The 21,963-nt window shown below is 70.0% G+C and carries 26 protein-coding genes and 1 pseudogene; 18 read left to right on the forward strand and 9 right to left on the reverse strand.

Annotated features, from left to right (window positions below; all coding sequences use genetic code 11):
- Nucleotides 1-26 precede the first annotated feature (26 nt).
- The 5 genes from BLV72_RS41985 (at nucleotide 27) to BLV72_RS42005 (ending at nucleotide 5,528) form a co-directional block, all read left to right on the forward strand.
- The gene (locus tag BLV72_RS41985) at nucleotides 27-962 is read left to right on the forward strand and encodes a fumarylacetoacetate hydrolase family protein (protein ID WP_244321276.1); all 936 of its coding nucleotides are present in this window, start codon (nucleotides 27-29) and stop codon (nucleotides 960-962) included.
- Nucleotides 962-2,044: an alpha/beta hydrolase gene (locus tag BLV72_RS41990; RefSeq protein ID WP_167746514.1), complete on the forward strand. Its 1,083-nt coding sequence runs from the start codon at nucleotides 962-964 to the stop codon at nucleotides 2,042-2,044. The genes BLV72_RS41985 and BLV72_RS41990 overlap by 1 nt, the downstream gene beginning before the upstream one ends.
- A gap of 54 nt (nucleotides 2,045-2,098) precedes the next feature.
- Nucleotides 2,099-3,031 (forward strand): NADP-dependent oxidoreductase, encoded by a 933-nt coding sequence (locus BLV72_RS41995; protein WP_093469061.1) that lies wholly within the window; start codon nucleotides 2,099-2,101, stop codon nucleotides 3,029-3,031.
- Between the two features lie 52 nt (nucleotides 3,032-3,083).
- A complete protein-coding gene (gene mhpA / locus BLV72_RS42000) occupies nucleotides 3,084-4,631 on the forward strand; it encodes a bifunctional 3-(3-hydroxy-phenyl)propionate/3-hydroxycinnamic acid hydroxylase MhpA (protein WP_167746515.1) in 1,548 nt (515 codons plus the stop codon).
- A gap of 66 nt (nucleotides 4,632-4,697) precedes the next feature.
- Nucleotides 4,698-5,528, forward strand: coding sequence for an alpha/beta fold hydrolase (locus BLV72_RS42005; RefSeq protein WP_093469064.1), 831 nt, complete (start codon nucleotides 4,698-4,700; stop codon nucleotides 5,526-5,528).
- A gap of 411 nt (nucleotides 5,529-5,939) precedes the next feature.
- Here BLV72_RS42005 and BLV72_RS47550 read toward each other — a convergent pair whose 3' ends face one another.
- Together BLV72_RS47550 and BLV72_RS42010 are read right to left on the reverse strand one after the other, a co-directional pair.
- Nucleotides 5,940-6,092 carry an alpha/beta fold hydrolase gene (locus BLV72_RS47550; RefSeq protein ID WP_143059859.1) on the reverse strand — a complete coding sequence of 51 codons (153 nt, stop codon included), beginning with the start codon at nucleotides 6,090-6,092 and terminating at the stop codon, nucleotides 5,940-5,942.
- A 200-nt stretch (nucleotides 6,093-6,292) separates the two neighbouring features.
- Nucleotides 6,293-7,036 (reverse strand): SDR family oxidoreductase, encoded by a 744-nt coding sequence (locus BLV72_RS42010; RefSeq protein WP_093469066.1) that lies wholly within the window; start codon nucleotides 7,034-7,036, stop codon nucleotides 6,293-6,295.
- 99 nt (nucleotides 7,037-7,135) lie between these two features.
- Here BLV72_RS42010 and BLV72_RS42015 point away from each other — a divergent pair, with 99 nt between their 5' ends.
- Nucleotides 7,136-8,038 carry a LysR family transcriptional regulator gene (locus tag BLV72_RS42015; protein ID WP_093469068.1) on the forward strand — a complete coding sequence of 301 codons (903 nt, stop codon included), beginning with the start codon at nucleotides 7,136-7,138 and terminating at the stop codon, nucleotides 8,036-8,038.
- Nucleotides 8,039-8,534: 496 nt separating this feature from the next.
- On the opposite strand, the gene BLV72_RS42020 is transcribed toward BLV72_RS42015, so the two are convergent.
- Entirely contained in the window at nucleotides 8,535-9,089 is a 555-nt protein-coding gene (locus BLV72_RS42020) for a DinB family protein (protein WP_093469070.1), read from the reverse strand.
- 328 nt (nucleotides 9,090-9,417) lie between these two features.
- On the opposite strand from BLV72_RS42020, the gene BLV72_RS50700 reads away from it, so the two are divergent.
- Entirely contained in the window at nucleotides 9,418-9,531 is a 114-nt protein-coding gene (locus BLV72_RS50700) for an RICIN domain-containing protein (protein ID WP_280143064.1), read from the forward strand.
- 220 nt (nucleotides 9,532-9,751) lie between these two features.
- Here BLV72_RS50700 and BLV72_RS42030 read toward each other — a convergent pair whose 3' ends face one another.
- Nucleotides 9,752-10,285: a GNAT family N-acetyltransferase gene (locus BLV72_RS42030; protein WP_093469073.1), complete on the reverse strand. Its 534-nt coding sequence runs from the start codon at nucleotides 10,283-10,285 to the stop codon at nucleotides 9,752-9,754.
- Between the two features lie 220 nt (nucleotides 10,286-10,505).
- Nucleotides 10,506-10,930 (reverse strand): annotated as a pseudogene (locus tag BLV72_RS42035) (response regulator transcription factor).
- A 316-nt stretch (nucleotides 10,931-11,246) separates the two neighbouring features.
- On the opposite strand from BLV72_RS42035, the gene BLV72_RS42040 reads away from it, so the two are divergent.
- From BLV72_RS42040 to ung, 5 genes are all read left to right on the forward strand, one after another.
- Nucleotides 11,247-12,071: a HipA family kinase gene (locus BLV72_RS42040; RefSeq protein ID WP_093469075.1), complete on the forward strand. Its 825-nt coding sequence runs from the start codon at nucleotides 11,247-11,249 to the stop codon at nucleotides 12,069-12,071.
- Entirely contained in the window at nucleotides 12,068-12,463 is a 396-nt protein-coding gene (locus BLV72_RS42045) for a DUF3037 domain-containing protein (RefSeq protein ID WP_093469076.1), read from the forward strand. Before BLV72_RS42040 ends, BLV72_RS42045 begins: the two co-directional genes overlap by 4 nt.
- Before the next feature lie 182 nt (nucleotides 12,464-12,645).
- Nucleotides 12,646-13,407, forward strand: coding sequence for a 3-oxoacyl-ACP reductase FabG (gene fabG / locus BLV72_RS42050; protein WP_093469078.1), 762 nt, complete (start codon nucleotides 12,646-12,648; stop codon nucleotides 13,405-13,407).
- Nucleotides 13,408-13,425: 18 nt separating this feature from the next.
- Complete coding sequence (locus BLV72_RS42055) at nucleotides 13,426-14,187, forward strand: SDR family oxidoreductase (RefSeq protein ID WP_093469079.1); 762 nt, start codon at nucleotides 13,426-13,428, stop codon at nucleotides 14,185-14,187.
- A gap of 162 nt (nucleotides 14,188-14,349) precedes the next feature.
- A complete protein-coding gene (gene ung / locus BLV72_RS42060) occupies nucleotides 14,350-15,030 on the forward strand; it encodes a uracil-DNA glycosylase (RefSeq protein WP_059143865.1) in 681 nt (226 codons plus the stop codon).
- Between the two features lie 13 nt (nucleotides 15,031-15,043).
- Here ung and BLV72_RS42065 read toward each other — a convergent pair whose 3' ends face one another.
- Complete coding sequence (locus tag BLV72_RS42065) at nucleotides 15,044-15,451, reverse strand: DUF3224 domain-containing protein (protein ID WP_093469081.1); 408 nt, start codon at nucleotides 15,449-15,451, stop codon at nucleotides 15,044-15,046.
- A gap of 138 nt (nucleotides 15,452-15,589) precedes the next feature.
- On the opposite strand from BLV72_RS42065, the gene BLV72_RS42070 reads away from it, so the two are divergent.
- On the forward strand, nucleotides 15,590-16,642 hold the full coding sequence (locus tag BLV72_RS42070) for a helix-turn-helix transcriptional regulator (RefSeq protein ID WP_483036752.1): 1,053 nt from the start codon (nucleotides 15,590-15,592) through the stop codon (nucleotides 16,640-16,642).
- A 26-nt stretch (nucleotides 16,643-16,668) separates the two neighbouring features.
- Complete coding sequence (locus tag BLV72_RS42075) at nucleotides 16,669-17,133, forward strand: hypothetical protein (RefSeq protein ID WP_093469084.1); 465 nt, start codon at nucleotides 16,669-16,671, stop codon at nucleotides 17,131-17,133.
- A 91-nt stretch (nucleotides 17,134-17,224) separates the two neighbouring features.
- On the opposite strand, the gene BLV72_RS42080 is transcribed toward BLV72_RS42075, so the two are convergent.
- Entirely contained in the window at nucleotides 17,225-17,740 is a 516-nt protein-coding gene (locus BLV72_RS42080) for a CGNR zinc finger domain-containing protein (RefSeq protein ID WP_093469085.1), read from the reverse strand.
- Between the two features lie 298 nt (nucleotides 17,741-18,038).
- Between BLV72_RS42080 and BLV72_RS42085 the strand changes: the two genes are divergently transcribed.
- The 4 genes from BLV72_RS42085 (at nucleotide 18,039) to BLV72_RS42100 (ending at nucleotide 20,700) form a co-directional block, all read left to right on the forward strand.
- Nucleotides 18,039-18,908, forward strand: a complete 870-nt coding sequence (locus BLV72_RS42085; protein ID WP_093469087.1) for an alpha/beta fold hydrolase — start codon at nucleotides 18,039-18,041, stop codon at nucleotides 18,906-18,908.
- Between the two features lie 138 nt (nucleotides 18,909-19,046).
- Nucleotides 19,047-19,718, forward strand: a complete 672-nt coding sequence (gene nthB, locus BLV72_RS42090; RefSeq protein WP_093469088.1) for a nitrile hydratase subunit beta — start codon at nucleotides 19,047-19,049, stop codon at nucleotides 19,716-19,718.
- Nucleotides 19,715-20,317 (forward strand): nitrile hydratase subunit alpha, encoded by a 603-nt coding sequence (gene nthA / locus BLV72_RS42095; RefSeq protein WP_093469090.1) that lies wholly within the window; start codon nucleotides 19,715-19,717, stop codon nucleotides 20,315-20,317. The genes nthB and nthA overlap by 4 nt, the downstream gene beginning before the upstream one ends.
- Nucleotides 20,314-20,700, forward strand: a complete 387-nt coding sequence (locus BLV72_RS42100) for a nitrile hydratase accessory protein (protein WP_093469091.1) — start codon at nucleotides 20,314-20,316, stop codon at nucleotides 20,698-20,700. The genes nthA and BLV72_RS42100 overlap by 4 nt, the downstream gene beginning before the upstream one ends.
- A 25-nt stretch (nucleotides 20,701-20,725) precedes the next feature.
- Here BLV72_RS42100 and BLV72_RS42105 read toward each other — a convergent pair whose 3' ends face one another.
- Both BLV72_RS42105 and BLV72_RS42110 read right to left on the reverse strand, forming a co-directional pair.
- Entirely contained in the window at nucleotides 20,726-21,232 is a 507-nt protein-coding gene (locus BLV72_RS42105) for a DinB family protein (RefSeq protein WP_167746517.1), read from the reverse strand.
- A 41-nt stretch (nucleotides 21,233-21,273) separates the two neighbouring features.
- Nucleotides 21,274-21,936 (reverse strand): TetR/AcrR family transcriptional regulator, encoded by a 663-nt coding sequence (locus tag BLV72_RS42110; RefSeq protein ID WP_244321277.1) that lies wholly within the window; start codon nucleotides 21,934-21,936, stop codon nucleotides 21,274-21,276.
- Between the last annotated feature and the right edge of the window lie 27 nt (nucleotides 21,937-21,963).

Here is a 21,963-nt window from a genome sequence, read left to right on the forward strand (position 1 = left end):
ACGGGCCGTCCGCACGCGTCGGCGTGGTGAACGGCGACCTGGTCCGGGTCGTCGACGGTCTGGCAGACCTGCTGCCTCTCATCGAGGCCGGCGAGGCCGAGTTGCTCGCGGCTGGACGGACCGCGCTGCGGCGCGGCGCGACCGTGCCGCTGCCGGACATCGTTCCCCTGCCGCCGATCGCGACGCCTCCGACCGTCCGCGACTTCTACGCCTTCGAACAGCACGTCCGGGCAGGGCGCGCCTGGCGGGGCCTCGAGATGGAACCGGACTGGTATGAGCTGCCGGTCTTCTACTTCTCCAGCCCCTACGCCGTGATGGGCTGCGGGCCGGTGCCGATGACGCCGGGTGCGGAGCGTTTCGACTTCGAGCTGGAGGTCGCCGCGGTGGTGGGGCGCGGCGGCCGCGACCTGACCGCCAAGGACGCCGAACACGCCATCGCCGGTTACTGTGTGCTCAACGACTGGAGCGGCCGGGACGTGCAGCAGCGCGAGATGAAGCTGTCGATGGGGCCGGTGAAAGGCAAGGACACCGCGACGAGCCTCGGCCCGTACTTCGTGACCCCGGACGAGATCGCTGACTTCCGCGAGGGCAACGGATACCGTCTCGAAATGACCTGCACGGTCAACGGTGCCTCCTACTCCCGCGCCGTGTGGTCAGACATCCACTGGTCGTTCGGCGAGATGATCGCCTACGCCTCCCGCGGCGCCGAAGTGAGGCCGGGCGATGTGATCGGCTCCGGCACCTGCGGCACCGGCTGCATCCTGGAGCTCTCCCGCACTCACGACTCGGCGACCTACCCCTGGTTGCAGCCGGGCGACGAGGTCGTCGCGGCGATCGAAGGTCTCGGTGAGTTGCGTAATACCGTCACCGAGGCGGCGCCGGTCATTCCGTTGCGAACCCGGGGCGCGACAGGGCGGGGGGACGGAACACGACCGCGATGCACCGACGGAGCCGCGCGCTGATGGACGCTCCCGTATCGGCGGAGGACCCGGCCAAGATTCGGGCCGCGTTGCTGCGTGCCATGCCGATGTCCCGAATGCTCGATTACGGCATGGACCACGGGGACGCCGTCCACCTGGCCCATGCGGCCGTCTCGGAACCGTGGCACGACGTCGCGACTCGCCTGGCCGAGGCGCAGTTGACCCGCGCGGAGGCGGCCGCCGACCGCGGTGATGTCGAGACCGCGGTCGCGTGCTATCGCCGGGCAACGGCCTCCCTGATCTTCGCGCAGATGGCCTTCAACACCGACCACCCGGCCAAACGCGCGCTCTACGTCCGGCTCACCCGGGCCTACCAGGCCGCGGCCGAGCTCGACACCGAGTTGCGCGTGGAACGGCTGTCGATCCCGTTCCGGCAGAGCCACTGCACCGCCTGGTTCGTCAGTCGCTCCGGCGATCGCCCCGGCCCCACGGTGGTCATCGTCGGCGGGCAGAGCGGTTGGGGCCCGGCCTTTCATCAGCAGGCCAAAGCCCTGGCCCGGCGGGGACTGTCCGCTGTCCTGCTCGAGGCACCGGGCCAGGGCGATACGCGCATGGCCGGCGGACTCCACCTCGACGGGAACGTCGACCGAGCCTTCAGCGCTGCCCTCGACGCCGTGCGTGCCCGTACCGGCTACTACGGCCGGTGCGGGGTATGGGGAAACAGCTTCGGTGGACTGCTCGCCGCCCGTGCCGCGGTGCACGACAGCCGTTTCGGCGCGTGCTGCGTCAACGGGGCCACCGCGAAGCCGGAGCCACTGCCGTTCCGGACCGCACGCGAACAATCGCGGGCGCTCCTGGGCGTCGACACCGACGACGAAGCCGCGGCCGTCTTCCGCACCCTGTGGCTCGACCCGACGGTCGAGCGCACGAGCGCCGCGATGCTCGTGCTGCACGGCGGCAACGACCCGCTGGTCAGCCTCGACCAGCAGAAGGTGTTCCTCGACCTGTCGGAGCATCCCACCCTGCGGGTTTGGGACGACGGCGACCACACCATGTACAACCACTCGGCCGAGCGCACGGAGTTTGTCTGTGACTGGTTCCGTGCCCAGCTCGGCCGCGCGTGACCCAGGCGACCACACATCCGGCTCCCAACAGCTGACAAGACCATTGAGGTGACCATGAAAGCAATTGCACTCCCGCGTTACGGCGGCGCGGACGACCTGGAGCTCACGGAACAGCCGACACCGGCGGTCGCGCCCGGGGAGTTCCTTGTCCGGGTCAAGGCGGCCGGAGTGAACCCGGGCGACGAAAAGATCGCCGTCGGCACCCTCGACGGCATCATGGTGACCCACTTCCCCCTCATCCCGGGCTTCGAGATGTCCGGCGTCGTCGAGGCTCGCGGTTTCGGCGCCACCGAGTTCGAGATCGGCGACGAGGTGATCGGCTTCGTCGTCAAGGACTGGGCGCAGAACGGTACCTACGCCGAACTGGTTTCAGCCCCGGCCCGCACGCTGGCACGCAAGCCGGCGTCCTGGGACTGGCTGCATTCGGCGTGTCTGCCGCTGAACGGGCTGACGGCTTACCAGGCCATCAAACGCATCAACATCGGCGAGAGCGACACCGTCCTGATCCACGGGGCCGCCGGTGGGGTCGGTACGCTCGCCGTGCAGATCGCCACCACCCGGGGCGCACACGTCATCGGCACCGCCAGCGAGCGCAACCACGACTGTCTGCGTGAACTCGGCGCCACACCGATCACCTACGGAGAAGGACTGGCCGAGCGGGTGCGCGAGCTCGCGCCAGAGGGCGTCGACGCGGCGCTCGACTTCTACGGCGAGGGCGCGGTGGCCGTCTCGCGGAAGGTCTTGAAGGATCCCGCGCGGGTCGCCTCCGTGGCCGACATCACCGCTCCCGAACAGGGTGGCCAATTGGTGTGGGCACGCGCGAACGCCGACGAGCTGACGGAGGTGGCTGCGCTCGCCGAGTCAGGGAAGTTGTCCGTCCCCGTGAATCGCTCCTTCCCGCTGGAGCAGGCCGCCGACGCCTGGCGGATGCTCCATGCGGACAGCCGCGCCCGCGGCCGGATCGTACTGGACATCGACGCCGCCTGAGGGTGGTCTTCCGGCACGTACACGCTCCGGTGTAAGCGAAGGGTTGGGACACATGCTTGCCGATGAACCCCGCACATCCACGATCACGCCGGATGCCGGGGGTGTGGATGTCCTCATCATCGGGTACGGCCCGGTCGGTCAGACCCTGGCTGCTCTACTGGGGGCGTCGGGGCACCGCGTGCTGGTGTGCGAACGGCGGGTCGGGCGCTACGAGACGCCACGAGCCGGACACTTCGATCACGAAATCATGCGCGTCTTTCAATCTTTGGGCATTGCCGACGATGTAAGGCGCATTGCCGAACCAGCTCGTGTGTATGAATTCCTCGATCCCGACGGAAGCGTGATTTCTCGTCTGCCAAGGGATTGGAGCGCTCCCTCCGGCTGGGATGCGTCGTACCACTTCTACCAGCCGGAACTCGAAGATGCCCTGGACGCGGCAGTCCGCGGAGCATCCACTGTGGACGTTCGTTTCGGTGCGGAGCTGGTCGACCTGCGCCAGGGGGTCGACCACGTGGTGGTGACATTGGCAGACGGCGGCGTCGTCACCGCCCGCTATGTGGTCGGGGCAGACGGCGCCAACAGCGCGGTACGCACGCTCTGCGGCATTCCGACGAAAGATCTCGGTTTCCGGGGCGACTGGCTGGTCGTTGACGTCCGGCCTCGGCCCGGCGCCCCGACCCTGGACATCCCGGACACCGGCCAGGTACTCGACCCCGCGAGGCCGAACCACATGGGCCGAGTGGCTCAGCGGTACTTCCGCTGGGAGTTCATGCTCGTCGAGGGCGACGATCCCACCGAGATGGTGAAGCCGGAACGCGTCCGGGAGTTGCTCAGGCCCTGGATCGGCCCGCAGGAGGGGGAGGTGATCCGGCAGACCGTCTACCAGTTCCGATCCATCGTGGCCGATACGTTCCGCCACCGGTCGGTTCTGCTCGCCGGTGACGCTGCTCACGTCATGCCGCCCTTTCTCGGACAGGGCATGAGCTCTGGCATCCGAGACGCCGCAACCCTCGGCTGGATGCTCGACCTCGTGCTGACCGGCGCCGCGGACCCGAAGCTGCTGGACCTGTACACGCTCTCGAGAAGGCCACAGGTCATCGACTACATCGAAGAGTCGGTGCGGGTAGGGACCGTCGTCTGCGAGACCGACCCCGTTCGTGCGGCGCAACGTCGTGAGGAGATGCGGTCGGCGACCGAGCTTCCGCCACCGTTCGAGCCGCCTGTCGGCGCAGGCTTCCGAGACGGACAACCGCTGGCCGGCCACTTGGCTGTACAGCCCTATCTGTGTACGAGCGGCGGGAAGGCCGAGCGGTCCGACGACGTGCTCGGCCGCGGGTTCACCCTGTTCAGCTTGGTCGAACCGGACGCGGCGACGACCGCGGCCGTCTCGGAACTCGAGCGCGCGATTGGGCTGCGGTCCGTGGTGGTCGGCGCCGAGGGGGTCCAGGAAGAGGGCGAGACGCTGAGTGACTGGCTCAAGGAGTCCGGTGTCGTGGCCGTGCTGGTTCGCCCGGACTTCTACGTCTTCGGCACCGCTACCGGGCTCTCCGAGGTGGTGGGTCTGCTCGCCTCACTTCGCGCGAGCCTGTCGCTGGTGTAGCGGCGTGACACCCGCACGCGCGGCGACCGACGACAGCCCGGATCACGTGACACACGGAGGAATCTCATGCCGAAAACGAACAACGGTATCCATTACGAGGAGCGGGGAAACGGGCCGGACGCGATCGTTCTGCTGCCCGGACTCGGGTGCTCACTCAAGTGCTGGTCCGAGGTGGCACCCCTACTCGACGGCTATCGCCTCGTTCTCATGGACCTGCCGGGCCACGCGGGCTCCATCCATGCGCCTGCCGACGGATCGAGCCTCGCCCGGATCGCCGAAACGGTGATCGATGCTTGTGATCAGCTCGGCCTCGAACGCTTCGCCCTCGTCGGTCTCTCCTTCGGTGGCGCGCTCAGTGTGCGGATCGCTCTGAACCGGCCCGGCCAGGTGTCCGCGGTCATGGCGCTCATGCCGTGGAACGCGGGCGGTACCGAGGCGGGCGATCCAGTCATCGAAGGGTTCCACAAGTCCTTCCATGACGTCGAAGCCATAACGCAGGCCATTGGGGCCATCTCGCTGGAGCCGAGCAAGACGACCGATGTCGTGCGCACGATGACGAGTGCTGTCACGGAGCAGTTCTGGCGCAGCTGGCTCGGAACCGGTGGCGGTGCTTACACGAGCATGTTCGAGGAGCTGTCCGGGATCGCCGTGCCGGCGTGCTACGTCATCGGCGGCAGAGACACCATTGCCCCGCAGGACAAGTTGATCGCCGACGTCCGTGCGATGCCCGGAGGCCGGCTGGTCTTCCTGTCGGACGCGGGACATCTCGCCCCTTACGAGTCTCCCGAACTCGTCGCCCGGGAGATCCGCGAGTTCGTCAGCCGCTACGCGAACACGCCGTCGCCGGGCGCGGGTTCCGCGCCCGGATCCTCGCCCAGCGCACGGCCGACCGGATAGAGACGCCTTTCGCTGCTTCACCCGCATGGACATGCCCACCGCAAGGTATCGGAGGAGATCCGCCGCACGACTCCGCGACCGCGCGGAAGGTGGGGATCTCGCACATTGTGATCGCACTGAGCCGTCCGCCCTGGCGGTGGGTGAGGCTCGAGGGCTGGCTGGTGGACGTGGCGAGGGTCCTGGTAGACGGGTTGTCGACCAGGAGCGACCGCGACCCCGGGAGCCTCGGTGCTTGTGTACCCGTCAGCGATCGGCCTGTCCGAAGAGCCCGCCCGCCGCGATGCGGCGGGCGAAGCGGCGGCGTAGGTGATCCTGGACGGGACGCCCTGGTCACCGGCGAACCTCACCGACGACCGGCCGGCCGACCACAAGGTCGGCCCCGAACCACGCCGCACGGGATGAACGACAAGGTCAGGGCCTGCGCGTGGGGGCGAGTTCCGCGACCGCGGTGGCGACCACGCCACCCATGCTGTGCGCGACGACGAGACAGGGTCGCCCGGCGTCGATCGCGCGTATTCGGTCGGCGAGATCGGCCGCCGCGGAGGACGCGGTGACGTTCGGCATCGGGCCCACCGCCGGACGGCTCAGCCCCGGGCCTGCACGCACACCCGCGCTGGCGCAACGCCAACGCCCGCCACCCGGGCGACCTGGCTGCCGAGCGCAAGAACGCGCCCGCGCCCGCGGCGAGAAGAGCATCCGCTGGGGCGGACGCCCCCTCGCCGCCGCGGACTGGACGCCCCAGCGAACCTCTGCGGTCAGAGCGCCTAGAGCTGCGAAGCCCCTCCGTCGACAGGGAACTCCGTTCCCGTCGAGAAGGTGGCGCCGAACGCCAAGTACGCCACCGCGGCGGCCACTTCCTCGGAGGACCCCAGCCGCTGCATCGGGTTGGTGCTCCGGTAGGTGTCCTTCATCGTCTCGAGGACGTCGGCGGGGACGGAGCGGTCCAGGATGCCCGTGTCGATCGGACCGGGGCTCACGGCATTGACACGCACCTTGCGCGGCAGCAGCTCGCGGGCCAGCGTGCGCGTCATCGACCGCAGGGCTGCCTTGCTCGCCGAGTAGACACTGAGCGCGTCGAGGCCCAGGACGTTCACCACCGACGTGGTGAGGACCACGCCGCTTCCCTCGCGCAACAGCGGCGCCAACGCCTGCACCGTGAAGTACGGGCCCTTGGCATTGGTGCTGAACAGCGCGTCGTACATCTCCTCCGTCGTCGAGTCGAACGGCGCGGACGCAGTGACGCCGGCGTTGACGAACAGCGCGTCCACCGCGCCGAACCGCTCCTGGACCGTGCCGGCCAGCGCCTTGATGTCCTTCAGGGACGCGGCGTCGCTGCGGACGGCGATCGCCTTGCCCCCCAACTGCTCCAGCGCGGTGTCCAGGGTGGATTGGGTGCGGCCGGTGATCAGTACGTGCGCCCCACCGTCCGCGAACAACCGGGCCGCAGTCAGGCCAATCCCGCTGCTTCCGCCCGTGATCACGATCTTCTTGCCGTCATAAGTGGTCATGCCCGCAAGCCAAATATCCACCAGCACACCCTGTCCAAGACCTGTTCCGTATGCCGTCATGTCGCAGGCGTATGACGGCGCGCGACGTACCCTGGGCGAATGGACGTCGATCTGCGGCTCGTGCGCTATTTCACGGTCGTGGCGGAGTACGGCAACTTCGGCCGGGCCGCCACCAGGCTGCACCTGGCGCAGCCGTCGCTGAGCCGCCAGATCCAGCGACTGGAGGCTCAGCTCGGTGTCCGGCTTTTCGACCGCACGCCGCAGGGCAGCAGCCTCACCGACGCCGGTCAGGCATTTTTGCCCAGGGCCCGGATACTGCTCCAAGAGGCCGAGCAAGCCGTGCGCACGGCCAGAGCCGCCGTCCAGCCCCGTACCGTCACCGTCGGCTGCGCCGAAGGACTGGTCATCACCGCCTGGGTACAGGAACTGCGCCGCCGGCACCCTGACGGCGAGGTCCGCACCCGGCACCTCGACTGGCGGGACACGCGCGCCCTCGCCGAGGGGCGGGTCGAGGCCCTCGTCGGGTACCGGCCACTGCCCTTCCCCACGGACGGCTTCCGGGTGACAAAGCTCCACGAGGATTCGCGGGTACTCGTCACGTCGGCGAGTCATCATCTGGCGCACGAGAAAGCCGTCAGCCTGCGGGCTCTGTCGGACGAGGAACTGGTGGCCTGCGTCAGCACTCCGGTGGTCTGGAGCACGCCCAAGCCGGTCGGCGACCGTCCGGCACCACCTCCGCCCGCGATCGACGACAGCTACGAGGACAAGCTGGAACTCATCGCCACCGGCCATTGTGTCGCGATCTTCCCTGCCGGCGATCGACGCGCCGCTGTGCGCGAGGACATCGCCCTGGTGCCCGTCATCGACATGGATCCCTGCGAGGTCGTGCTCGTCACGCGCGCTGACGACCCCAACCCGCTGCTCGGATCACTGGAAGACGCCGCACGTACATTGCTCGGCACAGCCGCCCGACGGGAGAACAACGAACTGCCGGTGACCTGATCCCCTTGCCTCTGCGAGGTGTTCCATACGGCTGTCCCCGCGCTGCACGGTCAGCGCCGGCGAACACCATCGTCCCGGCCCACCAGCACGCCGCCGGAGCACTCAGAGGGGCAGCAGGACGCCGCGCCCCCGGATCACGCAGGTGCAGCAGCTCGCCCGCGTTGTCCAGGTGCTGGAGGTCGAAAACGAGCAGCTTCGCCACACCGACATCGCCCGACGGGATATCCGCGCCCTTCCCGGCCCGAGAGGCTGAGCCGGCAAGAAGCCCACCAGTCGGTCAGTCCCTCTCGGTGGCCGACAGGGCTTCGCGCCGATCTTGTCGGCGTACGCGTCCTGCCCCCCAGCCGGGTACAGACGAACGTGCTCAGTTCGCCGGAGGCCACAGCGCCCAGGGCACCCGGTGACCCACGACGTCATCGATCTCGACGAGCGCCACCGGATCGACGATCTGGCCATCCGCACCCCGGCCGCCGGACAAGGTCGCCCACCGCCAGAATCAGACGCCTTCGCGCAGGTACAGGTCGCGCAGCAGGCCGATCTCGCCGCCGTGATGTGTGACCTCTTTCAGAGCGTGCAGCGCGAGCTTGAGATAGGTCTCATCGGCCCAACCGCCTGGGCCCATGCCTATCGGCGCCAGGAGGCGCTTGTCGCCGAGGGCTGCGATACGGGAGATGAAGTGCTCCCAGTCCTCGGCCAGCGCCTGGACGCCCTCTTGCGCGGTGCCCGGCCACTCGTGGCGGTCGCCGAACTCGGGAACGTCCTCGAAGAAGTGGATCACATAGCCGCGCAGGCAGAGGCTGCCGATGTGCCAGATGCGCCAGGCGATCGTCGTGAAGGGGTCCGGTGCCTCCGGACTCGATTCCGGAATCAGCGTGGCGACGCGGAAGACACCGTTGTCGCCGGGGCGGATGCTGATGCAGTCGCCGACCGGCTCCCAGTGGTACTCGGCGTCGGTCAGGTCCTTCATGCGCTCGAACAGCCGGAATCGCACGTTCTCGAAGGCCGCGAGAATGTCGCGCGTGACGGGGTCGGGCACGATCATGTCAGCCATGTGAGCTCCAGGGCAGGGTGGTTCCGGGGCGGTCGGGATGATCAGGATGGATGGGTCGGTCGGCTCGGTCAACTGCCGCCGCCTCGTCGGCGTCGCCGCGCAGCCCAGCGTTTTCACCAGGAGCCGCCTGCGGCCGATGTAGCGTCCACTAGCCCTGGGCGTGGGCTTCGCCTCCCATACCAATGGTGGTGCTGATTCGTGCCACTCCTCGGAGGCGCCCATGTAGTTCGCCCGTTGGTCCGTAGTCGTCACGGCCGTGGCTTCCGCCGGACTGATCGCAAGCGTGCCGGCCCCCACAGCCTCCGCTGCCACGTTCACCGCGGAGTTGGTGGCCCGCAATAGCCAAAAGTGCGTGTCCGTTGACGGCGCGAGCGCCCAGAACGGCGCCGCGCTGGTCCAGTGGGACTGCGTGGAGGGAACGAACCAGCACTGGCTCGGCTGAGCCCCAGGGTTCACACGCTCATGTGGTCCCGCCTCCGGCAGCGAGACGGGACCACATGGCCGAACAAGACCACAGGCCCGGAGCGGGCCTCGGCGTGGTGTCATGCCGGAGTGGGTGGTCCGGACCTGGAGGCTTCGGCGGACTCGACCAGTGCGTCGAGGAGAGCGGCCCCACCCCTACAGCGGTCGGCTGTTTTGTGATGATCGATGACGCGGTCGGTTCACGCCTGGAACTCGGTGAGATCGATGGTGCGAACGCGCAGCGGATAGGCATACACCGGGTGCACCGTCTCTCGCTCGGGCACCATGCCGAGCTTTCGGATGACGTTCTCGGAGGCGTCGTCACCCACCCGGTTGATGCTGATGACGCGGTCGAGGCCGCGGTCCTGGAGGGCGAACTCCAGCGTGGCGTGGGCGGCTTCGGATGCGTATCCCTGGCCCCAGAACTGTGAGCCGAGCCGCCAGCCGATGGCCACGGCGGGCAGTACCTCCGGCAGGAACTCGGGCACGGACAGGCCCGTGAAGCCTGCCAGCTCACCCGAGGCCAGCAGCTCGACGGCGAAGAGTCCGAAGCCCTCCTCGTCCCACTCCTCCTCCCACCGCTCGATGGCCTCTGCCGTGTCGTCCAGGTCGCGCACCGAGCCGTCGTCAATCCAGCGCATGACCCGAGGGTCCGCGTTGATGTCCGCCATCGGCGCGAGGTCGTCCTCATACCAGCGACGGAGGAGGAGGCGGGGTGTGCGGATCTCGGTCATGGCGTCCATCCTGCCGAAGGCAACGGCCGTATCGGTAATCCGGCGCTCGCCCGTGCTGCCGCCCCGGGACGCAAGGCATCAAGCCGAACCGTCTGCATCGCACATCTGCGCATCTCGGACGGCTCCCTTTGCGAGCCGCCCATTGCGAACGGATCCCGGTACATCCTGCACGTCCCTGCTGGCCCGCGGCGACGCCCGGGATGCTGGACATACGCTTGAGCTAAGCGCCACCGCCCGGGGCGATCAGACCCGTTTCGTAGGCGAAGACGACGGCCTGGACGCGGTCGCGCAGGTCCAGCTTCGACAGGATGCGGCCGACGTGGCTCTTGACCGTGGTCGGGCTGAGGAACAGCCGGGAGGCGAGTGCGGCATTGCTGAGGCCCGTCGCCGGCAGGCGGAGCACTTCGAGCTCCCGCGGGGTCAGGTCGGACAGCTCACGGTGCGCGGTGATGGTCTGCGGCTCGTCGCGATGGGCGAACCGCTCGATCAGCCGACGAGTGATCGTGGGCGTGAGGAGAGCGTCGCCGGACTGCACCAGGCGTAGGCGGAGACCAGATCGTCGGCCGCCTCGGCCGTCACTTCGATGCCGTCCGCGGCCAGGATCACCCTGAAACCGGTGCGTACGAGGGCTTGGTCGTCGGCGATGACGGCGCCTGTACGACGCGATACGCCGCGAGGCCCACCCCCGGTGGCAGCGGCTCCGGCGGCAGCGGCACCCCGACGCTCACGGGCGTCCCGGCGGCGCGTACCCGTGCGACCAGCGCGTCGAGCTGAGCGAGCCCGGGCTGGGTACGGGCCCGTTCATTTCGGCGTGCGACGGGAGCCGCCCATGGCCTCGATGGCTTGCCGGAAGGCGCGGCGCCCAGGCCGGGCTGGGGCTTATGGCGGCGGGTTCCTCGGGCTGTTCCTGCCCGGAGTCAATGGTGAATTGCAAGGCCAGTACGTCGGATAGCCTGGGAAAATGTTGACCGAAGTCACCGCGATCCGCTATGTCACGCCCTTGCGTGAAGGCGGATCGCTGCCGGGCATCGTCGAGGCCGATGATCTGGGCACCTATGTCATGAAGTTCACCGGCGCCGGACAGGGCCGTAAGACCCTCGTCGCCGAGGTCGTGTGCGGTCAGCTGGGCCGCCGTCTGGGGCTGCGGGTTCCGGAGCTGGTGCGGATGCAGCTGGACCCGGTGATCGGTCTGAGCGAGCCCGACCAGGAGGTGCAGGAGCTGCTCAAGGCCAGTGGCGGGCTCAATCTGGGCATGGACTACCTTCCCGGCTCGCTCGGCTTCGACCCGCTCGCCTTCGAGGTGGGCGCGGAGGAGGCCGGCCGGGTCGTGTGGTTCGACGCGCTCATCGGCAATGTGGACCGCTCCTGGCGCAACCCCAACATGCTGGTCTGGCACGGGCAGTTGTGGCTCATCGATCACGGCGCCACGATGATCTGGCACCACGGCTGGCGCGGTCTGGACAAGGCCGCCGGCAAGCCGTACGACGCCTCCGAGCATGTGCTCGCACCGTTCGCGCCCGACGTCGCCGCGGCGGCCGAGGCCCTGGCGCCGCTGATCACCGAGGAGCTGCTCACCGAGGTGGTGGCGGACGTCCCCGACGAGTGGCTGACCGACGAGCCGGGCTTCGACGGACCGGACGCGGTGCGCCGCGCCTATGTCGAGGTGCTGCTGGAGCGGGCGGCCACGGTCGGGGCGAGGATCACGCTCGGCGAGCGCGCCGGTGAGGAGCCGTCCAAGGCCCCGGAGTGGCTGCGGGTGTGGGTCGAGGGAAAGGCGTCGAAGTGAGCGGGTTCCACAACGGCCGGGATGTCTTCGAATACGCCGTGCTGCGCGTCGTCCCCCGGGTCGAGCGCGGTGAGCAGATCAACGCGGGCGTCGTCGTCTACTGCCGCGCCACGTCCTTCGTGGCGGCCCGGGTCCATCTGGACGAGGACCGGCTGCGTGCCCTCGACCCCTCGGCGGACGTGCGGGCGGTACGGGCCGCGCTGCGCGCGGTGGAGTGCGTCTGCTGCGGGGGAGAGCAGGCCGGTCAGGCGTCGGAGGAGGACCCGGGACGGCGCTTTCGCTGGCTTGTCGCGCCGCGCTCCACGGTCGTCCAGCCGGGGCCGGTGCACACGGGGCTGACGGCGGACGCGGAGGCGGAGGTCGAGCGGTTGCTCGATCTGCTGGTGCGGTGACACAGCGGCTGCCGGTGCGGTGACACACCGGGTGAAAGTGCCCGGAGGTGAGCGAGTACATATGGGCGGTCGTTGACAGGCGGTGGCGGGCCTCATAGCGTCTCGTGCGCAGGAGAGACTAAGCGGTTGCTCACTCCCGGGGCCGGGACGGTGAGCCGCCATCGATGCGAGGGAGAACCCGCATGTCCACCACCGAGCAGCGCGTTGCCATCGTGACGGGCGCGGCCCGCGGCATCGGCGCGGCGACCGCCGTGCGCCTGGCCGAGGAGGGTCGCGTCGTCGCCGTGCTCGACCTCGACGAGGGGTCCTGTGCGGACACCGTGGAGAAGATCACCGAGGCGGGCGGCAAGGCCATCGCCGTGGGCTGCGATGTGTCGGACGCCGAGCAGGTCGAGGCCGCCGTCGCGCGTGTCGCCGAGGAGCTCGGCGCGCCGACGATCCTGGTCAACAACGCGGGCGTGCTCCGCGACAATCTGCTCTTCAAGATGAGCGAGTCCGACTGGGACACCGTGATGAACGTGCATCTGCGGGGCGCGTTCCTGATGTCGCGCGCCTGCCAGAAGCACATGGTGGACGCGGGCTTCGGCCGGATCGTCAACCTCTCCAGCAGCTCGGCGCTGGGCAACCGCGGCCAGGTCAACTACTCCGCGGCCAAGGCCGGAATGCAGGGCTTCACCAAGACCCTCGCCATCGAGCTCGGCAAGTTCGGCGTCACCGCCAACGCCGTGGCGCCCGGGTTCATCGCCACCGACATGACCGCCGCCACCGCCCAGCGCGTCGGCATGGGCTTCGAGGACTTCCAGAAGGCCGCCGCGAGCCAGATCCCGGTGCAGCGGGTCGGGGAGCCCGGCGACATCGCCAACGCGGTCGCCTTCTTCACCGGCGAGGCGGCCGGTTTCGTCTCCGGCCAGGTCCTGTACGTGGCCGGCGGCCCGCTCAACTGATCAGGAGTCACCCACCAGATGTCCGAGCAGATACAGGACAGCGGCAAGGCCGCGCTCATCACCGGGGCGAGCCGGGGAATCGGCTACGCCATCGCCGAGGCGATGGTCGCCCGCGGCGACCGGGTGTGCATCACCGGGCGCAACGAGGACGCGCTCAAGGAGGCCGTGGAGCGGCTGGGGTCCGACCGTGCGATCTACGCCGCCGGGAAGGCCCATGACCAGGCGCACCAGGCGGCCGCCGTCGAGCGGACGATGGAGGCGTTCGGGCGGATCGACCACCTGGTCAACAACGCCGGCACCAACCCGGTGTACTCGCCCATCGCCGATCTCGACCTCGATGTGATCCGTAAGGTCTTCGAGACCAACGTCGTCTCGGCACTGGGCTTCGCCCAGCGGACCTGGAAGGCCTGGCAGCAGGAGAACGGCGGCACGATCGTCAACATCGCCTCGCTCGCCGGGATGTCGTCCTCGCCGTTCATCGCGGCATACGGCGTCAGCAAGGCCGCCATGATCAACCTCACGGTGCAGCTCGCCCAGGAGTTCGCCCCGCGGGTCCGGGTCAACGCCATCTCGCCGGCGGTGGTGAAGACCAAGTTCGCCACCGCCCTGTACGAGGGGCGTGAGGAGGAGGCCGCCGCGGCCTATCCGCTGAAGCGGCTCGGCGCGCCGGAGGACATCGGGGGCGTGGCCGCGTTCCTCACCTCCGACCAGGCGGCGTGGGTCACCGGCCAGACGCTGGTCGTGGACGGTGGCATCCTCCTGGGCGCCGGGATCGGCTGACCGGCGCCCGGCCCCACCCCCGCGCCAATGGGCACCGCGGACCGGTGCCCGGTCCCCATGAGGCTGGGCACCGCGGGTCGGTGCCCGGTCCACATGAGGCGTTGTCAGTGGCCACCGGTAGGTTCTGTGCCCTGGACGGAACACGACCGGAGGTTTGTAGACGTGCCCTATGTGCTGCCCGAGTCCTGGCGCGGGGTCCTCGGCGAGGAGCTGGAGAAGCCCTATTTCAAGGAGCTCACCGAGTTCGTCGAGGAGGAGCGGGACAAGGGGCCGGTGTACCCGCCGCGCGAGGAGGTGTTCGCCGCCCTGGAGGCCACGCCGTTCGACCAGGTGAAGGTGCTCGTCCTCGGGCAGGACCCGTACCACGGCGAGGGTCAGGGCCACGGTCTGTGCTTCTCGGTGCGGCCGGGCGTCAAGACCCCGCCGTCGCTGCGGAACATCTTCAAGGAGATGAAGGAGGAGCTCGGCCACCCAGTGCCGGACAACGGCTATCTGATGCCGTGGGCGCGCCAGGGTGTGCTGCTGCTCAACGCGGTGCTGACGGTCCGGGGCGGCGAGGCCAACTCCCACAAGAGCAAGGGATGGGAGAAGTTCACCGACGCGGTGATCCGCGCGGTGGCCTCGCGCCCCGATCCGGCCGTCTTCGTGCTCTGGGGGAACTACGCCCAGAAGAAGCTGCCACTGATCGACGAGTCGCGGCATGCGGTGGTGAAGGGGGCGCACCCGTCCCCGCTGTCGGCGAAGAAGTTCTTCGGCTCACGCCCCTTCACCCATATCGACGAGGCGGTCAAGGCCCAGGGACACACCCCGATCGACTGGCGGATCCCGGACCTCGGCGCCTGACCGGACCGCACGGCTAGAGCGTGTAGTCGAAGCTGTAGGGGATCTCGGTCTCCCCGCGTACGGCGGCGAAGGTGCCCGATCCGGTGAGCCCGGCCAGCTCGCCGGTGCCGGAGCCGGGCACCACCTCGAAGGTGCAGTGGACGGTGGCGTCCTCGCCCCAGCTGCCGTGCTGCAGGACGACGAAGCTGCCCGTCCGCCCGTCGAGGGTGCCGGTCAGCAGCTCGTAGCCGCAGCAGACGCCGGTCTTGTCGGACAGATAGGTGATCGCGTAATTGCAGCTGGTCCGCGGTGCCTCGATGCCGCCCGAGAAAGCGTTCGTCACCACGGCCTGGGCCAGCTTCGCGCCGCCGTCCTCGGCCTCTTCGAGAGCGGTCTCCTTCCAGTCGGCGTAGGTGAAGTGGCCGGTGGTGTGGGTGGTCATGGCGGGTCCTTTCAGGGGCCGGTCAGCGGCCGGTCAGGTGCCGGTCAGGGGCCGGATCTGTTGTGGATCGGCTGTGGAAGCCACTCTGGCGGCCGTACCTGACATCTTTTGTCAGGTACGGCGCCCACAATGGACCGCATGCGTGCCGACCGCCTTCTCTCGCTGCTTCTGCTGCTGCAGAACCGGGGCCGGATGACCGCGCCCGACCTCGCCGCCGAGCTGGAGGTCTCGGTGCGCACCGTCTACCGCGATGTGGAGGCGCTGAGCGCGTCCGGTGTGCCGGTGTACGCCGACCGCGGCCCGGCCGGGGGCTACCGGCTGCTCGACGGCTACCGCACCCGGCTGACCGGACTCACCGGCGACGAGGCCGACTCGCTCTTCCTCGCCGGAATGCCGGGCCCGGCCGCCGAGCTGGGCCTGGGCGCCGACCTCACCACGGCCCAGCTCAAGCTGCGGGCCGCGCTCCCGGCCGAGCTGGGGGAGCGCTCCCGCCGCATCCAGGAGCGCTTCCACCTCGACGCGCCGGGCTGGTTCCGGGACGCCGAGTCGGTGCCCCATCTGGCGGCGGCCGCCGAGGCCGTATGGGAGCTGCGGGTCCTGCGGGTGCACTACCGCCGCTGGCGCGGCGAGGTACGGCGGGAGCTGTGCCCGCTGGGCCTCGTCCTCAAGGGCGGCATCTGGTACCTGGTGGCGCGGGTCGAGGACACCGTGCGCAGCTACCGCGTCTCCCGGATCATCGCCGCCGAGGTGCTGGAGGAGGTCTTCGACCGGCCCGCCGGGTTCGACCTCGCCGCCTACTGGGAGGAGTCGTCCCGCCGCCTGGAGTCCTCGCGCTTCCACGGCGAGGCCGAACTCCTGCTCTCCGAGCGCGGGGTGCAGCTCCTCCCGATGCAGTTCGGGGCGGTGGGCGCGGAGGCGGTGGCCGCGGCGGGCCCGCCCGACGACCGGGGGCGCCGGCGTGCCGTCCTGCCCGTGGAGTCGCTGCCGGTCGCGGTCCACGACATGTTGCGGCTGGGCACCGACGCCGAGGTGCTCGGGCCGCCCGAGCTGAGGTCGGCCGTCACCCGGGCCGTCGCCGAACTGGCCCGCCGCTACGGCGCGCCGAAGGACGACACCCCCGGGGCCCCGCCGAACCACGACACGCCGAGCGGGGCATGGCGAACGGTGCATGATCCGCAGGACACCCCCTAGCTTCGCTCGAAGGACGGGAGGCCGCGATGACGGAAGCGCAGCGGGAGGCGCCCAACGGCGACGCCGTACTGACCCGGATCGGGCAGGCGGTCATGCTGCACCGGGGCGGTGACCGGGAGGAGGCGCGCAATCGCCTCGCCGCGCTGTGGCAGGAGATCGAACGGGACGGCGCCCCCTTCCACCGCTGCGCCCTCGCCCACTATCTGGCCGACACCCAGGACGATCCGCTCGACGAGCTGATCTGGAACCTGCGGGCGCTCGCCGCCGCCGACGGGCTCACCGGGGCCCTGGTCCCGCGCGCGTTCTTCCCCTCCCTCCACCTCAATGTGGCCACCGGCTACCTGAAGCTGGGCCAGGAGGAGGCGGCCCGGGGCCAGTTGGCGCTCGCCCGGGCGGCCGCCGGTGCGCTCGGCGAGGATCCGTACGGCGACGGGGTACGGGCCGCCATCCTGCGGCTGACGCTGGCTCTGGAGGGCGCCGTCGAGGACTAGGGGACTGGAGGTCTAGAGGGACTAGGGGGACTGGCGGCCGATCAGCGGCCGGAGGCTCCGGCCTCTGCCTCTGCCGCTGCCGCGACGGCGGCTACTCGGCCGCTCCGTCCCGGGTGCGCTGGTAATGGCGCCTGGCCTTCATCCTGTTGCCGCAGACCGCCATCGAGCACCAGCGGGCCTTGTTGGTCTTGCTGCGGTCGAGGAGGAAGCGGCGGCACTCCGGGTTGGCGCACGGCCGCAGCCGACCGGACATCGTCTCCAGCAGCGCGCTCCAGGCCATCACCGCCTCCACCGCCATCCGGCGCTCCTCCGGGGCGTCGAGCCGCCAGGACACCCCCTCGGAGGAGACCTCCGGGTGGGAGGTGACCCCGTCGAGGAGCGGAGCCAGTGAAGCGGCCGGCCGGCCGCCGCGCACCACGTCCTGCAGCGCGTCCCGCGCGCGCAGGAGCCAGGCGTGCTCCTCCGCGGTGCCGCTGCCGCCGTGCGCCTGCTGCCAGGACCTGGCCCTTTCCGGATCCGCCAGCTGGTCCTGGACGACCCCGCGGACCACCGGTGTGCTGTTGAGGAGTTCCAGCAGCGTGTCCTGCTGCTCCTGCGTGGTCACCATGACACGTCCTAACCGTTTCGCCTCGTGTGACAGGTTAGCGCAGCGTGCAAGCGGCTGCGCCGAGTGCCGGGTGTCCGGGCGCCGGGTGGCGGACGGCGATGTGATGGCGGCGTCTCGGTGCCGACCGCACTGGCCGACGGCCGCGGACGGGCGGAGGCTGGAATCAGGGCGCCGCTGTACGGAGACGGCGAGACGGCGACCCAGTTCAACCTAACCCTCTACAACTTCTTGACTGGTTAGCTCCAGCATGCTCGACTGGGCCGTGTAACCACTGAAGCTGCGCAGAAAGGTTAGAGTGATGACCACCGTAGTCCACCACCGCACCGCCACCGTCGATGGCCTGGAGGTCTTCTACCGGGAGGCCGGCGACCCCCAGGCGCCCGTCGTGGTGCTGCTGCACGGCTTTCCGACCAGCTCGCACATGTTCCGCCACCTGATCCCGGCCCTCGCCGACCGGTACCGCGTCATCGCCCCCGACCACATCGGGTTCGGCCAGTCGGCGATGCCCTCCCTGCGGGACTTCCCCTACACCTTCGACGCCCTCACCCAGGTCACCTCGGGCCTGCTGCAGAGCCTGGGCGTCGACCGGTTCGCGATGTACGTACAGGACTACGGCGCCCCCATCGGCTGGCGGCTCGCGCTGCGCGACCCGGACCGCATCACCGCGATCATCACCCAGAACGGCAACGCCTACGTCGACGGCTTCGTCAAGCCGTTCTGGGACGGCGTGTTCGCCTACGCCGAGGCCCCCGGACCGGAAACCGAGGCCCCCATGCGCGGCGCCCTGACCGCCGAGATCACGCGCTGGCAGTATCTGAACGGAGTCGCCGACCCCACCCTGGTCAGCCCCGACAACTGGGTGCACGACCAGGCGCTCCTGGACCGGCCCGGCAACGACGAGATCCAGCTCAAGCTCTTCCGCGACTACCCCACCAACGTGGACCTCTACCCGCGGGTCCAGCAGTACTTCCGTGACTCCCGGGTCCCGCTGCTGGCGGTCTGGGGCGCCAACGACGAGATCTTCGGCCCGGCGGGTGCGGAGGCGTTCGGCCAGGACCTGCCCGACGCCGAGATTCATCTGCTCGACTCGGGGCACTTCGCTCTCGAAAGCCATCTGCAGCCGATCACCGAGTACATCCGCGACTTCCTCGGCCGTGTCCTGGTCTGACCCGCCCAGGTGCCGGGATCGCAGCGTTCGGGTGCGGTCCCGGGACCTACGCGGCGCGGTCGTCACGGCCCGGATGGCGCCCGTCGCATACGATTCATTCCCATAGTTCCGTTATGTGGCCATATGGGGAGGCGTGCCATGGAGGGCATCGCTGATATGGGCGGCACCCCGGGATGGGGACGCGTCCGTCCACCGAGGCGCGATGAACCGGTCTTCGAGGAGCCCTGGCAGGGCCGGGCCTTCGCGCTGGCCAGTCTCTCCGGCCGTATCGCCTTCGGCGGCGTCAACCTGGACGCCTTCCGGCACGGGCTCGAGCGCCTGGATCGCGCCGCCTACCTGGACGACGGCTACTACGGGCGCTGGCTCAACGGCGCGGAGCTGATGCTCACCGACAGCGCCGTCCTCGCGCCGGGCGCGATCCGCGCCCGCGCCCGCAACCTGCGGGGCGAAGGCGTGGAGGAGCCGCCGATCCCCGAGCCCGCCGTGCCCGACTACGCGCCGAGCGCCGAGGGCTCGCTGCGTTCGGTGGACCACCCGCCCGCCTTCGCTGTCGGCGAGCGGGTGCGGACCAAGGCCATGTCGGTGCCCGGGCACACCCGGCTGCCGGGCTACGCACGGAGACACACCGGAATCGTCGAGGTCGTCCAGCCCGCCTTCGTACTCCCCGACACCAACGCCCACTTCCAGGGCGAGAACCCGCAGTACGTCTACTCGGTGCGCTTCGACTCGCGCGAGCTGTGGGGCGCCGACGCCGAGCCCTTCGCGGTCACCGCCGACCTGTTCGAGAACTACCTGGAGGCCACCTCATGACCCCCACCGATGGCGGACCGGGCGAGGCCCCTCCCGTGGCCCTGCGCACCGAGGCGCTCGAACAACTGCTCACCGAGCGGGGCCTGATCGACCCGAAGGTGATGAACGAGATCATCACCACCTACGAGACCAACGTGGGCCCGCTCAACGGCGCCAAGGTCGTCGCCAGGGCGTGGAGCGACCCGGAGTACCGGCGGCGGCTGCTCCAGGACGGCACCGCGGCCATCGAGGAGCTCGGCTTCTCGGGGTCGCAGGGCGAGCACATCGTCGTGGTGGAGAACACCGCGACCACCCACCATGTGGTGGTGTGCACGCTGTGCTCCTGCTACCCGTGGCCGGTGCTCGGCCTGCCGCCGAGCTGGTACAAGGACCCCGCCTACCGTGCGCGCGTGGTCAAGGAGCCCCGCACGGTGCTGTTCGAGATGGGCCTCGAACTCGACGACGACGTGCGGATCACCGTCCACGACTCCACCAGCGAGGTGCGCTGGCTGGTACTGCCCGAGCGTCCGGCCGGCACCGAGCACCTCTCCGAGGAACAGCTCGTGCCGCTGGTGACCCGGGAGGCGATGGTCGGCGTGGCCAAGGTGGCGGCACCATGACCGCGCCACTGGACATCGAGGGCCCGGCGGCGCCACCGCGCTCCAACGGTGAGTTGGTCTTCGCCGAGCCCTGGGAGAGCCGGGCCTTCGGCATGGCCGTCAGCCTGTACGAGGCGGGCGCGTTCACCTGGCCGGAGTTCCAGGCCGCGCTGATCGCCCGGATCGCGGCCTGGGAGGCCGCGGCGGCACCCGGCGAGCCGTACCACTACTACCGGCTCTGGCTGGCCGCCCTGGAGGACACGCTCGCCGGCCGGTGCGCCGTTTCAGCGGACGACGTCACCGCCCGCACCCTCGCCCTGGCGCAACGCCCCCCGGGCCACGACCACCGCGACGGCCACGACCACGAGCACCACCACGACCACCACGACCACCACGCCCACTGACCCCGCGGCGCCCTCGCTATGTGCCCTAGTCGCCGGTGACGCCGTCGATCCGTTCGCGTATGAGGTCGGCGTGGCCGTTGTGGCGGGCGTACTCCTCGATCATGTGCAGATAGATCCAGCGCAGGTTGTAGTCCCCACGGCCGGGACGGGTGACGACATCGTCCAGGGAGCGGCCCGCGGCGGCCTCCTTGGCCTTGGCGATCTCGTCCCGCCAGATGGCGAAGGCGCTCTCCGCGGTGTCCCCGTCGGTGACGTGGAACTCCCCGTCCGGGTCCTCCTCGCTGTACCAGATCGGCGGTGTGTCCTCGTGGGCGAGCACCCGCCGGAACCAGCTGCGCTCGACCTCGGCCATATGCCGTACGAGGCCGAGCAGGGTCAGTTCGGACGGCGGCGCCGACGCCTCGCGCAGTCGCTTGTCGTCCAGCCCCTCGCATTTGAGGGCGAGGGTCGCGCGGTGGAAGTCCAGCCACCCCTCCAGGCCGGTGCGTTCATCGGCGGTCCGGGGCGCTTCGTGGCGTTCTGCGGTTGTCATGGCGGTCATGATGGCGGTCCGGCCACTCGGCCCGCCACGCGTTATTCGTTCAGCATCCCGCGCAGCAGCTCCGCGAAGCCGGTGCGCAGCGTCGCGCGGTCGGGTACGGCGTCGTGGTCGGCGCCCGCGGCACAGCTGAACATCAGCCCCTCGCACCAGGCGACCAGTGACCGTGCGTGCCGCCGGGGCTCGGTGGAGCCGAGCGCCGTCATCATCGCTTCGAGCGGCTCCCGGAAGCCGCGCCCCGTCGCGTCGTAGAACTCCCGCAGTTCGGGGCGGCGGGTCGCCTCCAGGGCGAGTTCGTAGCGGGCGATCAGCAGATCGCGCTGGGCGGTGAGCGAGCGGTGCAGGGCGAGCGAGAGCGCGTCGGCCAGCTCCGCGACCGGATCGGCCCCGTTCCGCACCGCGCCGGCCGAGCGCGGCATCTCATCGGGCGTCAGCACCTCCGCCTCCCGCTGGGCCAGCCGCCGGACCGCCGCCTTGAGCAGGGCGGCGCGGGTCCGGGCGTGGTTCGAGGTCGAGCCGAGCGGCAGTCCGGCCGCCTCGTCCACCGCACGGTGCGTCAGCCCGCGCATCCCGCGCCCGGCCAGCAGCCCCAGGGCGGTGTCGGCGATCAGCTCGGCACGGGAGGCGGCGGACGCGGACGTGGCCGATGCGGAGACGGACGCGGCCGATGCGGAGGCGGCGGTTCGATCAGCGGTCATGGGGCCAACCTAAGCCCATCCGCCGCT

Origin of the sequence: Streptomyces melanosporofaciens, from assembly GCF_900105695.1 — a bacterium.
In the GTDB taxonomy this organism is placed as follows: Bacteria; Actinomycetota; Actinomycetes; order Streptomycetales; family Streptomycetaceae; genus Streptomyces; species Streptomyces antimycoticus.